This window comes from Mesorhizobium tianshanense, from assembly GCF_007830515.1.
GTDB classification, from domain to species: domain Bacteria; phylum Pseudomonadota; class Alphaproteobacteria; order Rhizobiales; family Rhizobiaceae; genus Mesorhizobium; species Mesorhizobium tianshanense.
Map to the genome: position 1 here is coordinate 20,983 of NZ_VLKT01000065.1, position 13,509 is coordinate 34,491.

General features: G+C 60.5%; 14 protein-coding genes and 1 pseudogene. 7 read left to right on the forward strand and 8 right to left on the reverse strand.

All coding sequences use genetic code 11. The annotated features are described in order from the left end of the window. Positions 1 to 595: 595 nt before the first annotated feature. The gene (locus tag IQ26_RS33165) at positions 596 to 1,741 is read right to left on the reverse strand and encodes an acyltransferase family protein (RefSeq protein WP_145722577.1); all 1,146 of its coding nucleotides are present in this window, start codon (positions 1,739 to 1,741) and stop codon (positions 596 to 598) included. A gap of 245 nt (positions 1,742 to 1,986) precedes the next feature. Between IQ26_RS33165 and IQ26_RS33170 the strand changes: the two genes are divergently transcribed. After that, the gene (locus tag IQ26_RS33170) at positions 1,987 to 2,331 is read left to right on the forward strand and encodes a VanZ family protein (RefSeq protein WP_145722578.1); all 345 of its coding nucleotides are present in this window, start codon (positions 1,987 to 1,989) and stop codon (positions 2,329 to 2,331) included. 305 nt (positions 2,332 to 2,636) lie between these two features. Here IQ26_RS33170 and IQ26_RS33175 read toward each other — a convergent pair whose 3' ends face one another. Together IQ26_RS33175 and IQ26_RS33180 are read right to left on the reverse strand one after the other, a co-directional pair. Beyond that, positions 2,637 to 2,888, reverse strand: a complete 252-nt coding sequence (locus tag IQ26_RS33175) for an aldo/keto reductase (protein ID WP_145722579.1) — start codon at positions 2,886 to 2,888, stop codon at positions 2,637 to 2,639. Between the two features lie 99 nt (positions 2,889 to 2,987). Then, positions 2,988 to 4,526 carry a Fic family protein gene (locus IQ26_RS33180; protein WP_145722580.1) on the reverse strand — a complete coding sequence of 513 codons (1,539 nt, stop codon included), beginning with the start codon at positions 4,524 to 4,526 and terminating at the stop codon, positions 2,988 to 2,990. A gap of 123 nt (positions 4,527 to 4,649) precedes the next feature. Between IQ26_RS33180 and IQ26_RS33185 the strand changes: the two are divergent. Beyond that, positions 4,650 to 5,868 (forward strand): annotated as a pseudogene (locus IQ26_RS33185) (amidase family protein); the annotation flags it as partial. Here IQ26_RS33185 and IQ26_RS33190 read toward each other — a convergent pair. Both IQ26_RS33190 and IQ26_RS33195 read right to left on the reverse strand, forming a co-directional pair. Further along, a complete protein-coding gene (locus tag IQ26_RS33190; RefSeq protein WP_322791122.1) occupies positions 5,859 to 6,656 on the reverse strand; it encodes a haloacid dehalogenase type II in 798 nt (265 codons plus the stop codon). The pseudogene IQ26_RS33185 and the gene IQ26_RS33190 sit on opposite strands and share 10 nt — an antisense overlap. A 75-nt stretch (positions 6,657 to 6,731) precedes the next feature. Further along, on the reverse strand, positions 6,732 to 7,364 hold the full coding sequence (locus IQ26_RS33195) for a GNAT family N-acetyltransferase (RefSeq protein WP_145722581.1): 633 nt from the start codon (positions 7,362 to 7,364) through the stop codon (positions 6,732 to 6,734). An 803-nt stretch (positions 7,365 to 8,167) separates the two neighbouring features. On the opposite strand from IQ26_RS33195, the gene IQ26_RS33200 reads away from it, so the two are divergent. The 4 genes from IQ26_RS33200 to IQ26_RS33215 all read left to right on the forward strand — a co-directional run bounded on the left by IQ26_RS33200 (position 8,168) and on the right by IQ26_RS33215 (position 10,303). Then, on the forward strand, positions 8,168 to 8,401 hold the full coding sequence (locus tag IQ26_RS33200; RefSeq protein ID WP_145722582.1) for a hypothetical protein: 234 nt from the start codon (positions 8,168 to 8,170) through the stop codon (positions 8,399 to 8,401). Between the two features lie 86 nt (positions 8,402 to 8,487). Continuing rightward, positions 8,488 to 9,135, forward strand: a complete 648-nt coding sequence (locus IQ26_RS33205; protein WP_145722583.1) for a helix-turn-helix domain-containing protein — start codon at positions 8,488 to 8,490, stop codon at positions 9,133 to 9,135. A 101-nt stretch (positions 9,136 to 9,236) separates the two neighbouring features. Further along, positions 9,237 to 9,764 carry a GNAT family N-acetyltransferase gene (locus IQ26_RS33210; RefSeq protein ID WP_145722591.1) on the forward strand — a complete coding sequence of 176 codons (528 nt, stop codon included), beginning with the start codon at positions 9,237 to 9,239 and terminating at the stop codon, positions 9,762 to 9,764. A gap of 134 nt (positions 9,765 to 9,898) precedes the next feature. Continuing rightward, positions 9,899 to 10,303, forward strand: coding sequence for an OsmC family protein (locus tag IQ26_RS33215; RefSeq protein WP_145722584.1), 405 nt, complete (start codon positions 9,899 to 9,901; stop codon positions 10,301 to 10,303). A 216-nt stretch (positions 10,304 to 10,519) separates the two neighbouring features. On the opposite strand, the gene IQ26_RS33220 is transcribed toward IQ26_RS33215, so the two are convergent. Both IQ26_RS33220 and rocF read right to left on the reverse strand, forming a co-directional pair. Further along, the gene (locus IQ26_RS33220; RefSeq protein WP_145722585.1) at positions 10,520 to 11,566 is read right to left on the reverse strand and encodes an ornithine cyclodeaminase; all 1,047 of its coding nucleotides are present in this window, start codon (positions 11,564 to 11,566) and stop codon (positions 10,520 to 10,522) included. A 3-nt stretch (positions 11,567 to 11,569) separates the two neighbouring features. Beyond that, positions 11,570 to 12,490, reverse strand: coding sequence for an arginase (gene rocF, locus IQ26_RS33225; RefSeq protein ID WP_145722586.1), 921 nt, complete (start codon positions 12,488 to 12,490; stop codon positions 11,570 to 11,572). A 133-nt stretch (positions 12,491 to 12,623) separates the two neighbouring features. Here rocF and IQ26_RS33230 point away from each other — a divergent pair, with 133 nt between their 5' ends. Next, complete coding sequence (locus IQ26_RS33230; RefSeq protein ID WP_109670139.1) at positions 12,624 to 13,061, forward strand: Lrp/AsnC family transcriptional regulator; 438 nt, start codon at positions 12,624 to 12,626, stop codon at positions 13,059 to 13,061. A 310-nt stretch (positions 13,062 to 13,371) separates the two neighbouring features. On the opposite strand, the gene IQ26_RS33235 is transcribed toward IQ26_RS33230, so the two are convergent. After that, a partial coding sequence (locus IQ26_RS33235; protein ID WP_208760267.1) for a transposase occupies positions 13,372 to 13,509 on the reverse strand: 138 nt, incomplete at its 5' end.

Sequence of the window (13,509 nt, forward strand, 5' to 3'; positions counted from 1 at the left end):
GACGCCGACTTTCAGTGGAAACGAGACAGCTGTTGATCCGTGGCGTCCTGCAACATTGTTGCCACGTCTTTAGGTAACCTTCTGATTTCACTTACAGATAACATCTCGCATGCCCCCAGATCGATCAGCCCCGATTCACTCAAGCGCCACGCCGCAAGCGCAATCGCGGTAGCTCAAATGCCTCACAGGACGAGCAAGTCACCACTGGCCCGGCATGAGATTTTCCTTCTTGCCATGACGACACCTCAACGGACGGGAGCGTTCGCCCATAGGCTCGGACTACTCCCACTGCATGAGTAACCCTCGCCGGCGTTCAGGACCGGAATGGGTCAGCCGACGCCTCACTTTCGAGCCATGCTGTCTCCGTTTGAGACACTACACAGTAGCAGGGCATACCTCCTTCGCAGTAGCTCTGATGCCCCGATTACCGCGCAATCCCGAGAGATCCCCCGCCACGCGCCCGGGAAAGGGGTATGTCTGGAGTGCCGATGCCACCGTCCAAAGCCCGTGCAGCAAGGGGCACATCGGCATTTGCGCATATGGATCCAGCGCTTGGGGCGAGCGGCGCCTCGAGCGCCTGATTGCGTTCCATAGCCTAAACCGCCATTTTGAGTTCATTTGGCGCCGGGGGTTTAGGAAACCATCCCTTGATGGCGTTTTGAATCCTCTTCTCCAGCCACATAACGGCCATGCTCACACTTAAAACGAACAACAAGGAGAGCGCAAAGACAATAGGCATCGGAAGACCTAGAGAAGATAACCACCAAACCGTGACCATCCCAAAGGAATAATGGTTTAAATAGATTGGGTAGCTTAGATTTCCGATATATTTTACCAGCACCTGCCGTTCAAAAAGTTTTCTCTTGATAAAATTGCCGTACCTTATTCCTGCGACCATTGCATACATACATACCAGCCAAATTATAACGGCTGACACTTTGTACGCATAGCCGCGTTCAATTGAAATGAAAATCTCCGCGGTGCTCATAACGCCGAAAAGCGATAACAACACTGCCTTCCACCCGTGATGCCCCACCATGCCACGATCTTCGCCACCGTCCCTGACAAGAAAGAAGATCATACCAGCAGCGAAGAAAACGCCGTGCTGCAGCAGAAGCAGTTTGAAGGGGAACCGCGAAAGCACTGAAATCGCTTCCTCCACCCTCCCGGACGGCGGCAGTATATGCAACCCAGAGACAACAAGAAGATATATTGTGCTGGAAAACCCTATTATCTTGGCCAGATCATAGAGTGACAAACGAAACCTGGACAAAATTGCCACGACCACCAGGAAATAAAATACGGCCTCAACCACGAGAGACCATACGACCCCGTCGATATAGGGGCCTTTAGGAGACAATATTATCGATCTACCAAAATCCATCAGAAGAAGAGGGAAATCCTCTCCATAAAGAGCTCGTGCGGCCAAACTGACAAGCGCGGACAACCACAAGGCTGGCAATATGCGCGTCGCGCGAATGCGCGCGAAACGCAGCGCCTGCGATACCCCCCCTTCGCCTGAGGCGCTCATGGCGATGACAAAGCCGGAAATTACGAAAAAAATCTCGACCCCTACGGCACCCAGACCGGCAAACGCCGAAAGAAAGCCGAAGGCGACATCGCTCCCCTCGGCGACTGACGCGCTGTTCCAGGCGAATGTCGCGAAGTGGTTCAGCAATACCAAAATCGCTGCAAAAATCCGCAGGAAATCTATGACGAGATAGTGGGCATTGCGTTCCATACTAACGTTCCGGACTTTGCGTCAGGCCAAGGTCGAATGTTATCGCGAAAGGACCAGTGCACCTGCTGATACGTTCGGATATAGGCTAATTGGATGAGCCATCGGGCATTAGACTGCGTCCTGCAGCGCAGATACACCGTACTGCGACGCCTGATCTTCTCCGGGCGAGGTTGGAGAACCGGTGGACTGGTCGGGCTTTAGTGCGTGGAGTAGCGGTGCATTTCAATCATTGCTATTGACGGAAAATGCATCGCGCCGTCTTCCGGATAACCGCATGGCTGTTGCTCATCGCCATCGTGGCCGTGACGATCGTTCCGATTGGAATGCGCCCCCATTCAGGCCTTGGCCCGGAGCCCGAACGAATTGCCGCGTTCCTTGCCCTTGGTCTGTTGTTTGGTCTTGCTAACGATCGCAACTGGATGCTGGCGCTTGGCCTGGTAATCGTGACTGGTCTCGGCATCGAAGCATTGCAGATGCTTAGCCCAACTCGGCACCCTACCCTTGAGGACGCTGTGATCAAAGCGCTCGCCGGCAGCGTCGGGTTTTCGGCTGGCCGCATCATCTCGAAGAAAGGCTGGTTGGGTCGGTAGAACATTCGTTTGGACCGGCGCCACGCAGCCACTGGTCGATCTGTACTCCTAATTGGTGTCGTGCCCCTAATTGATGCCGTGCTAATATTTTCGCGGGCTTGGGGAGGTTCAGATCGACCTCGTTGCGAATGTGTTAGCCGGTGCGTGGGCTGCCGGTGTGCTTGCCGCCATCTGGCACGTCTGGAGGCGGCCCTCGCCGCCCATTGCCGAAAGTGAGCGAGACCGCGATTTGCGGGAGTGGCTGGACGGGCAACTATAGAGATCGCTCCTGGCATTTCGGACGGGATCATACTGTCTCGCGCATTTCAGCCGATCGGGGTTTCCAGGCGGATGAGCCGGCGCACCTTCAACTCCTCCCAAAATGCGTCGGGGATCGGCATGGTCATCAGCGCGGTGTTCTCGGCGACCTCGCGCGGGGAACTGCAGCCCGTCGCTACGCTGGCAACGATGGGATGGCCGAGCGCGAACTGCAGCGCCGCGGCGGGCAAAGGCACTGCGTGATCCGCACAGACCTCCTCGATTGCCCTCGTACGCGCGATGATCCTGGTGCTTGGCATCAATGGGCTTGTAGCGCCGTTCTTGCCAGCCCGTTCCCATGCCTTCCTCGTAAAGGGGCGAGAGCGATACGGCGAACGGCGGACCTGGAGACGCGCTGCCTATGCCGCCTTGTCCATCGACCATTGCACGCGCTCCGCCAGGAACGCGGCAAACGGCCGAACATCCATGTCCACGCTCGCTTTCTCAAGCCCTGCGAGATAGGCGCGGCGATCGTCCACTCTCACGACCGTCCATGGATAACCGCCCGCCGCCAGCATGGCATTCATCAAAAAACGCGCCATACGACCGTTCCCGTCAGGATAGGGATGGATGTAGCCCACAAGCCAATGCCCCAGCACCGCGCGCACAGCGGGCTCGGTCTCCTTTTCCAGCAGGGCGAAGAGCGCCTGCATGCCTTCCGGCACGGCCTCGGAGCGCGGCGGGACATGGGACGACCCGCGCAGATAGACGGGGTGATTGCGATACCCGGCAAGGGCGCTCGGTTTCAGAATGCCCGCGACGACAGACGGGCCGAACAGTTCACGATACCATTCCCGGTGCTGATCAAGCACGAGCGCACCGGGCTTAGCGCCGTCCAGAATGGCGGCAACCGAATCCTTCACTTTCTGAAAGGCTTGCCAATAGCCGCGCGCGGCAAGAGCGTCGCGGCTGTGCCTGTCCTTTTCATCGATTTCAGGGTTCCATCCGCCCTGCCGCACGCGGTCGATCAGTTCGGGCGTCACGCTATAGCCTTCGATGGACAGCGAGTGGTAGGCGTCGCTCTGGTAGATGTCCTCGACAAACTTCATGTAGCGGCCCTTATCCGCAGGCATACCCGGTGCTTGGGGGAATATTTCCGTGACCGGCCCGCGCTGGCTTTCCCATATGGCATTGAGCCGGGCGACGATGGGAGCCACGCCCGCAACAACCGCCGGAACATGGGTTTGTGCGGCAAAGGGATCGCTCTCCCGAACATCGTAGCCGGCACTCTTCATGGTCTTGACGATGTCATCGGCAAAACCATCGCGGCCCACGCGACGGAACGCCCCGGCAAGACGCCCCGCCACAGCGGAGTGGCCGCCATCGAGCAACCGGGCCAAAATGCCGGACACATCGCGTACGGCACCTAGCACCACTTGCGCCGCGACGGGCGCGCGCCGGAAGAAGGCTTCGGGAACCTTCACGAGGGCTGCGTCAGGCGCGTAGAGACGCAGCCTGTTTCTCTCGGCCAAATCTTCGCCTGTCGGCATCTCCTTGACCTTGAGGTCGTAGATCGAAGTGCCGAATGGAAGCTCCAGATTGTTGTTTGTGCCTTTGGCGCTGTTGACGATGACCTGGCGGGGGATCGCGGTCGCTTCGGCATGAAGCAACAACGACTGCTCCGGGGACAGGACCCAGTCATTCCCGAACCGGTCGCGGCAATAGCAGGCGCAGAATTCCCAGAACGATGCATACCATGGGGTGGTGTCGCCCGGCTGCGCCTGCGGCCCGGTCGACATGAGCCAGCCCTTGATGACATCACGCAGGAATCCGTGTTGCAGGAGCCGCTCGCGATGAACGCGACTGAGGTCGCTGGATTTGAATATACGCCGCCCTCCGCTTTGCAGCTCCTGCAAGGCGCTTAGGGAGTCGGCGAGCTTTTCGTTCGGTGTAGCCATCGTATCACATCAAGTTTTTCGTACTGTGTGATTTCAAGTATATAATGACGGGCTATCCCAAGTCAATTCTGTCGTAAAATTACGCGTCTTTTGTGTCGTGAAATTTCACGTAAATGACGTATCCGGTCGCGAGGCCTGCTGGACGGCAGTCCCCATTGCCTGGAAGGGTCTGTTCGATATCCGCGGCCTGCCAACGACAGCCGGCTCGAAGGCGCTTGCGAAGGCCACTCCTGCCAGTGCCGGTGGTGGATCGACTGCGCTGCGCCGGCACCCCTCGGACGCGTCAACATGAGTGGATTCGCTTTTTCCGGCATCGGCATCAACCCGAACTGCGGCACGCCGCGCAATCCCGCCTCGATGGACGTTGCGCGAATTCCCGGCGGCTCATCATCGGGATCCGCGGTCGCGGTTGCTCGATCCCTCGTCCCTGTTTCCATCGGCACCGATACCGGCGGATCGGTCCGTATCCTGGCGGCGCTGAACGGCATCGTCGGGTACAAGGCAACAAGCGGCCGATATCCGATGGGTGGAGTGTTTCCGCCGGCACGCAGTCTGGATTCGCTGGGTCCGCTTTGCCGCTGCGTCGCCGACGCCATCCTGGTCGATGCCGCCATGCTCGGCCTTGCAGTGCCGAACATCGTTCGCACAAACGGCGAGGGACAGACGATCGTTGTCCCGACCAATGTGGTTCTCGATGGTGTTGAGCCGGCTGTCTTGAACGCCTTCGAGGCGGTTCTCGAAGGCTTGGCCGAAACCGGTGTGCGGATCGAGCGGAAGGAAATCCCCGCCTTTGCGCGGATATTCGAACTGACGGACCGCTACGGGCCGCTCGTTTCGGCCGAGGCGTTCGCGCTCCATCAAGAAAGATTGAAGGCTGAAGCGGCGGCAGAAATCGATCCGCGCGTTGTCGCCGGATCCGGCTGGGCAGCCGGACATCCATGCCCGACTATATCGCGATGCTCCAGGACGGGCACGGCTGATCGGTGAAGTCGGACGAACATTTGGCGCCGACACTTTGTTCGCCTTTCCCACGGTGCCGCATATCGCGCCGCCGATCGCCTCGTTAACGACGGACGACGACCGCTTCTTCAACGTCAACGCCAAGACGCTCCGCAACACCATGATCGGCAATTTTCTCGACTGGTGCGGCGTTTCCATTCCCTGCGGAACCGGCGCGGCCGGGATGCCGGTAGGTTTCCTCCTTTCGGCGTTGCCGGGCGAGGATGAGCGGCTTCTCGCATTTTCGCTTTTGTCGAGTCGGTCATCCACGGGCGCAACGCCAACCAGATCGCACCCTGACCGGGTCTGGAATCCAGCCTGCGTGCACGCGCACTACAACTGAAGCCGTTCAGCCAAAGCAATGAAGTCGCTGACCACCAGGTCCCAGTCCCGATCAGCGTGCAAGTCCGTGGTCTGTTCTGCACCGTGCTCGGTTGGACGTGGAACAAAGGCTGTTCGCAGCCCGCATGCCCGCGCGGCTGCCAGGTCTCCGTTGTGGGCAGCCACAAGACAAATCTCATTTGGCTTCATTGCCAGAACGTCAGCGGTGCGAAGATAGGCTTGCGGCATCGGCTTGTACGCTTGCACGATCTCTGCGCCGAGGATTGCATCCCAGGGGATGCCGCTGCGCTTGGCCATGTCGAGCATGAGGATGATGTTGCCGTTCGAGAGCGGTGCGATGATATATCGGGCCTTCAGTCGTGTGAGGCCGACCACCACGTCCGGCCAGGGGTCCAATCGGTGCCAGGCCAAGTTCAGTTCGTCCAGCTCCGAAGCCGGCACCGAAGCCGGGTTGATCCCGAATTCCGGCAGGACAGCTTCCAGATTCTCCCGGTGCAGCACGTCGAGCCTAGTGAACGGCCGCCGGCCGCTCCGAACCTCCTCCATCGCCGGGGAGTAACGGCGGCGCCACGCATCGGCGAAAGCAGTGGGAATGACCGTTCCCGCACCATGCCGCTTCAGGAACGGGTCTGCTTCGCGGGCCACGCCACTGCGCCAGTCGACGACAGTGCCGAAGACGTCGAACACCAGGGCACGCACACCATCCAGCGCCACTACGCTCGGCTCCTTGACCTCAGGCAATCCCGAAATCGATGAACAACGCCCTCGGGTGACGAAGAAAACCGTCAATGGTCATTATCGCCCATTCATCGCCGAATTCGACCGGAAACTGTTCGCGACTGAGTTTCCGTTTCCCGGCAATTGCTAAAGCACCGCCGCCATGAACACCGTATCCCGCGGCAGGCTCGGATGCTGCACTACGCTGAAACCGAGTGTCCGGTAGAAGGCCTGTGCACCAAGGTTCTTCGGGCTTACATGCAGGTGCATGCCCTGCGCGCCCGCCTCGCGAAGCTTTGTCATCAGGTACCGCATGCCTCGGCGTCCGATGCCTTTGCCTCTGGTTTCCTGCAGCAGATCGATATGGCCGTGCGCCGGCCATTCATGCAGCGCCTCGGGATAGATGAACTCCGGATGATGGATTGCCCGCCGCGCCCAGTCGCTGCCCCGCCACCGGCTCTCGTCCGGCCCCGGGTCGGCGAGCCGTGCCGCCAGCGGCGGAAACCATTCACGCCCCGCCCGTTCATAGAAGGCAGCGCTGTCGGGCGTGCCCAATATGTAGCCGCACACGCCGTTGGGACCTTCGACCACGAAGGCGAAGTCCGGCTCCAACACCTGGTACGGCACCGAGTAGATCAGGCCAAGCAGATCGGGATCGTCTTCCCGCGCCGTTGCATCCCGGCCGGAGTTTCCGGTTCTCAGGCATACGAGGTTGATCGCCGGATGGTCCTCTCGCAGCGCCCGGCGCAGCACATATCCGCCTCCGAACTCAAATTCCATGCCGGTAGTGCCTTTCGAGCCGCTGCCCGTGCGTCCAGGCCCGCCCGTAGAATCCCTCGATGACGCTCAGGAACATCTTGCTTCCTTCGGTCTGCTGATACTCTGGCCAGGCTTGCCTGCAAGTGCCAGCTTTCTGCGCTTCCGGTACTCATGTACAGAACGCACGCTGCGTTCCAGTCTCCAAGTCCGCCATTCGATTTGGCCCGGCTTGAAATCCCAGCACACCTTCTCAACGCCATCCTCGCCGAGGCAGTCGATGATCTTGCCCGGCGCGGCATCACCATCGACGTTTACCAGAGCGCAATATGCAAGGCCACGGAAGCCGCAGCCCAAGATCTCGTCAAGCGCTGGCGCCGGCGCATATGGGGACAGGCTCGAAGTGGTGGTTAGGCTGGTCAAACCATCCCATTTGCACGTCGTTGCCGCAGGTCGCCGCACTCATGGCGAATCCAAGGACCGGAACAAGGAATGATCCTTAACGGTCACCGGCCCAGTCGCGTCCCTTTTGACGGTCGCGGTTGAGACCAACTGGCTCGATTGGCTGCATCGACAAAAAGAAGCCCGCTGCCGGGAGGGAGTGGGCAGCGGGCTCAGCACCACGATGGATCAGGGAGGAAGGATCCATCGCTTGCCCATGCCAAGGGGAAAGCATGGGGCAGATCACAAATAGGAAGATGATCCTATAAATCAAGAGCAACAAGACCGGCTTTTGAGACGCCTCGCGCTGTTCGGTCCCAATGAACCACCTTACGCTGGCCTTTTTTGCAGATCCGAAAAGCGGGCGTCATCTCTCGGAGGCTGCCGTGATCGAATGGCTGACGGCAACCGCCGTCATGGCGCCGCCAGATAAATCGATCCGGCCCGGTGAAGATATCAGGGAACGTCCGACGCCGGACGACCAGGCTTCGAGTGGCATCCGTCCTGATCGTTTTCGCTCCGTCCGAACCAGGATACCGGCGGCACGGGCTAGCGAACGTCAAGGTGGTGCCAGCGAGAACCACAACAGCTGGCAGCTCCGATCAGCGGTCGAGGTCTAGGTAGTTTCCCGTAGGGACATAACCGAATTTCGCGATCCGCCGATCCGCGCGATTGCTGTGTCACGGATCAACCGGGGAAAACAGCCATGCACGCCTACACGACCTCGAGGATTGCCCTGCCCTCACATGCCCCTCAGCCGAGCCATCCGGCGGCATTCGACACCGCGCCGCTGCAACCGGTCAGCTTCTTTCCCGCCGCTGCCGAAATCTATGCCCAGGGCGAAAAGGCCGGCGCCTTCTACCAGGTCGAGTTCGGCGCCGTCCGCGTCTACCGCCTGCTTGCCGACGGCCGCCGGCAGATAAGCGCCTTCCATCTGGCTGGAGAGACCTTCGGCTTCGAAGCCGGCACCACGCATCATTTCTTCGCCGAAGCGATCAGTGCCACCGGTGTGCGCGTCTTCCGCTTCGCCGCCGGGGCTGACATGTCGCATCAATTGCTGCCCTTGGCGCTGAAGGGACTGACAAGGGCTCAGGAACACCTCCTGGTGCTCGGCCGCCAGAACGCCATCGAACGCGTTGCCGCGTTCCTGGTCGACATGGCGGAGCGGCAAGGTGGATTGCGGCAGGTCGAACTGCCGATGTCGCGCATGGATATCGGCGACTATCTCGGCCTCACCATCGAGACCGTATCGCGGGTCTTCACCCGGCTGAAGGACAAGGGCGTCATCCGCCTGCTCAACCTGCGCAGCATCGAAATCGTCAAGCATGACGCGCTTCGCTATATGAGCGAATGACGAATTTCGCCCGATTACCAGAACGCGGCAGGCCGGAAACGGCCAGGCTCGCCTCCACCAGTCCACCCGGTAATTTCGGAACTCAGGATTACAGGCAAAGGATGACTACGGATAGCAAGGCAACGCTTACCACTCGCACCGGATTTCGCTTCGAAGTGCGCAACGCACGCCCCGAGGATGAGCCAACTTTGGCGGAGTTCTTTACCCATGTGACGCCGGACGATCTGCGATTTCGCTTTCTCGGCGGAGTGAAGGCCGTCTCGCATGAGCGGCTCGTCGCAATGACGCGTTCCGATGATGCCGGGATACACAACTTCCTTGCCTTTTCGGCCGACGGAATGCTGATCGCCGTTGCAACTCTGGCATGCGATCAGCCTCGTCAGCACGGGGACGTCGCAATCTGCACGCGCGCGGATCACAAGCACCTGGGCGTCAGCTGGGAGTTGCTCGCCTACATCGCGAAACATGCAGAAGGGCTGGGCCTCGATACAATCGAGTCGATCGAGAATCGCGAAAATCGTGCGGCTATCGAGCTCGAACGCGATATGGGATTCACTGTGACGACTTACTTCGACGACCCTACACTTGTTCTGGTTCGACGGCAGCTAGGACGCAAAGCACCGGACTAGCTGCCAAGGTCGGCCCGTCTCAACAGAGCGAGGACGCGCCCCGGAAGCCCCGAAGAGGACGATGCACCGACCGCTGCCGGCACCAATGCGCCGAACACGCACAACGGCACGAAGTCCCATCAGGCAGGCCACAAATGCTCGAGTACAGAGTTGAAGCAAAACGAATTGACGCGCAGGGCAGCGTCGCCACGGCCAAGGGCGCCGAAATCGTGCTCGATACCAGCCTTGGCGGGCGTATCGACGCGTTCAATCCAGCCGAGTTGCTGCTGGCCGCTGTCGCGGCCTGTATGATCAAGGGCATCGAGCGGGTTACGCCGATGCTGAAGTTCGAACTTCATGGCGTCGAGGTCAAACTGCATGCCGTTCGACAGGACAGTCCGCCGAAGATCGTTTCGATCGAGTATGCACTGACGATCGACACCGACGAAACCGACTCGCGTCTTGAGCTTCTGCACAAGAACGTCCGCAAATATGGCACGATCTCCAATACTGTTGCGATAGCCGCGAAACTGGAAGGCACGATCAGAAGAAGGGCATGAACCGTCTGCATGCCGAAATCACCTCGTGCAAAGGATCGGCTGGCCACGCTTGGGTTCCCAGGTGAATGCCAGCCTCGTCGCCTACTTCCCGCCCCAACCAATTGAGCACGGCACCTTTCGGCTGTTACGGACCCGCCCTGCGCCACAGCCGTCGCGCGCTGCAACTATGATACTTTCGACGGTGAAGCTGTCGGTTGGATAGCCAGCGCAGCAATTTCAGTCGTTGTTTGCGGCCCGCAAAAGCATTCCAAACAGGTCACGCGGTTCATCGGGATCAGCAAGAAGATCCAGCTCCTCGTAAAGGCCGGTACCGGCAAGTTGGTCGCGCACGTAGCGCAGCGCCGAGAAATCCTCGGTCGCGAAGCCGACGGAATCGAACAGCGTGACCGCGCGGCTGTCGGCCCGCACCGATGCCTTGCCAGCCATCACTTGCCAAAGTTCAACGACGGGATGATCCGGGTCGAGCTGCTGGATCTCGCCCTCGATACGCGTCTGCGGCGTGTATTCGACGAATATCTGCGAACGCAGCAGGATGTCACGATGGAGCTCGGTCTTGCCCGGGCAGTCGCCACCGACCGCATTAATGTGAACGCCGCTGCCCACCATGTTGTCGGTGAGGATGGTCGCACACTGCTTGTCGGCGGTCACCGTGGTGATGATGTGCGCTCCCTCCACGGCGTCATGCGCAGAAGCACAGGACGTGATGTCGAAACCCAGCCCTGCAAGATTGTCCGCGCATTTGCGCGTGGCCGCCGGGTCGATGTCGTAGAGACGCAGTCTGTTGACGCCGAGCAGCGCCTTGAAGGCGAGCGCCTGGAATTCCGACTGGGCGCCGTTGCCGATGATGGCCATGCACACCGCCCCCTTCGGCGCAAGGTATTTCGCGGCCACCGCCGAGGTGGCAGCCGTGCGCAAGGCGGTCAGGATCGTCATTTCGGAAAGCAGCATCGGATAGCCGTTGCCGACATCGGCCAGAACGCCGAAGGCGGTCACCGTCTGCCGGCCGTCGCGTGTGTTCTTGGGATGACCATTGACGTATTTGAAGCCGTAGAGGCGACCATCGCTGGTCGGCATCAGTTCGATGACGCCATCGATACTGTGTGAGGCGACGCGAGGCGTCTTGTCGAACAGCGCCCAGCGGCGAAAATCCTCCTCGATATACTCAGCGAGATCGGTGAGGAAGCGCTCGACGCCGATGGCAAGCACCAGCTTCATCATGTGGTCGACGCTGACGAAGGGGACGATGTTCAGTCTGGCGGTCATCGATCAAAAGCTCCTGGTCGGCCGGTCCATGATGCGGCGACCCATGAGGCTCGCCGTCAGGTCGACCATCAGCGTGGCCGTGCGGCCGCGCTCGTCGAGAAAGGGATTGAGTTCGACAAGGTCGAGACTGCTGACCAGGCCGCTGTCCGAGAGCATCTCCATGACCAGATGCGCTTCGCGAAATGTTGCCCCGCCGGGAACGGTGGTGCCGACCGCCGGCGCAATCGACGGATCGAGGAAGTCGACGTCGAGGCTGACATGCAGAAGGCCATTCTCGGCCGTTACCCGGTCGAGGAAAGCGCCCAGAAGCGGAGCCACGCCGTGTTCATCGATGGCGCGCATGTCGTGCACGGTGACGCCCGCGGCGCGCAGCGCCTGCCGCTCGGCCGGGTCGACGCTGCGGATGCCGAACGTGCAGATGCGGGCCGGGTCGATCCGCTCCGGCAGGTCCGGAAAGTAACCGCGGAAGCCGGGCTGGCCGCTGGCATAAGCAAGCGGCACGCCGTGGAGATTGCCGCTGGCGGTGGTGTCGAGCGTGTGGAAATCCGGATGTGCGTCGAGCCACAACACGAACAGAGGCCGCCCGGCTTGGGCCGCGCGACGTGCAAGCCCCGACAGGGTGCCGGCCGAGATGGAGTGATCTCCACCGAGAAAGATCGGCATGGCGTCGGCGCTGGCGGCATAGGCGGCGTCCGCAATGGCCGCCGTCCAGGCTGAAATCTCCGGCAGCGCCTTCAGCGCCAGGTTGCCATGAGCAAGCGGACGCATCGCCGCCGGCGCGACGGTGCCAAGATCGTTTACCGCATGGCCAAGATCCCTGAGAGCGCCGACCAGCCCTGCCGTCCTCAAGGCGCTCGGGCCCATTTCACAACCCATTCGGCCAGCGCCGTCCTGCACCGGCGCGCCCAAGATATTGCATTTCATACAAGCACTCTCCCTCTATGAGACCTAGGGTGAGTTGAAGCGTATGCTGCTGGCAGAATGAATAGCCCTGATTGGCAAAATTCGCAGCAAGAGCTATCATTTTGATATATCTGGCTGCCATATTGGGAATATGATGGATTCGCTCGATCAAAAACTCATCACGCTCCTGCGCCACAGCGCGCGGCGGAGCATCTCCGACCTGGCGGCGGATCTTGGCGTATCGCGCGCCACGGCACGCTCGCGAATGGAGCGACTTGAACAGTCCGGCGAGATCATCGGCTACACGGTTATCCTGCGCGCCGAAGCGATCAGCTCGGCCGTCAGAGGTATCATGATGATCGAGATCGAAGGCCATGCCGCCGACCGGGTGATCCGCGCACTTGGCGGTTTTGCGGAAGTCGCTACGATCCATACGACGAATGGGCGCTGGGATCTGGTGGTCGAACTCAACACGGCAACCCTCACCGAGTTCGATGCGGTGTTGCGCCGGATACGCCTTGTGCCCGGTATCACCGGCAGCGAGACGAGCCTGCTGCTGGCCACGCCGCGTAGCACAAAAGCCCGTCTTTAAGCACGGCCGCTTGAATTGAGGAGGCGCGCCGGCTCTCTGCATTGGCCCTGCGCCAATCGAAGCGGCCTTCTCTATTCCGCCATGGCGTAAATAGTAGGCATGGTGCTCATGCGCTGGCGGGCCGACACCGGCGTCCTAGCCGCCTTGATGCACGGCGATGAGGTTTTGGCGGCCTGAAGCGGCGATGTGGCCGCTGTTGGGCGCTTTTCCGCGCGCCGCGTCCAGGCGCCGGCGGTGATCCGTCGTGATGGCAGGTGGGGTTTGCAGGTTGCGGTCGGCGGGTTCGTTTCGGGGCGTCTGCGCCCCATCGTTATGTCGCGAGCCGCGGAATGCGATCGAGGACGATGCGCAGGATGCGTTGGTCGGGGCAGGATGTCGGCAGGTGCAGGCGGATTTGCGTCTTCATCTCGACCACCCGCGCAGCGATCTTGATGAGGCGCAAACGCAG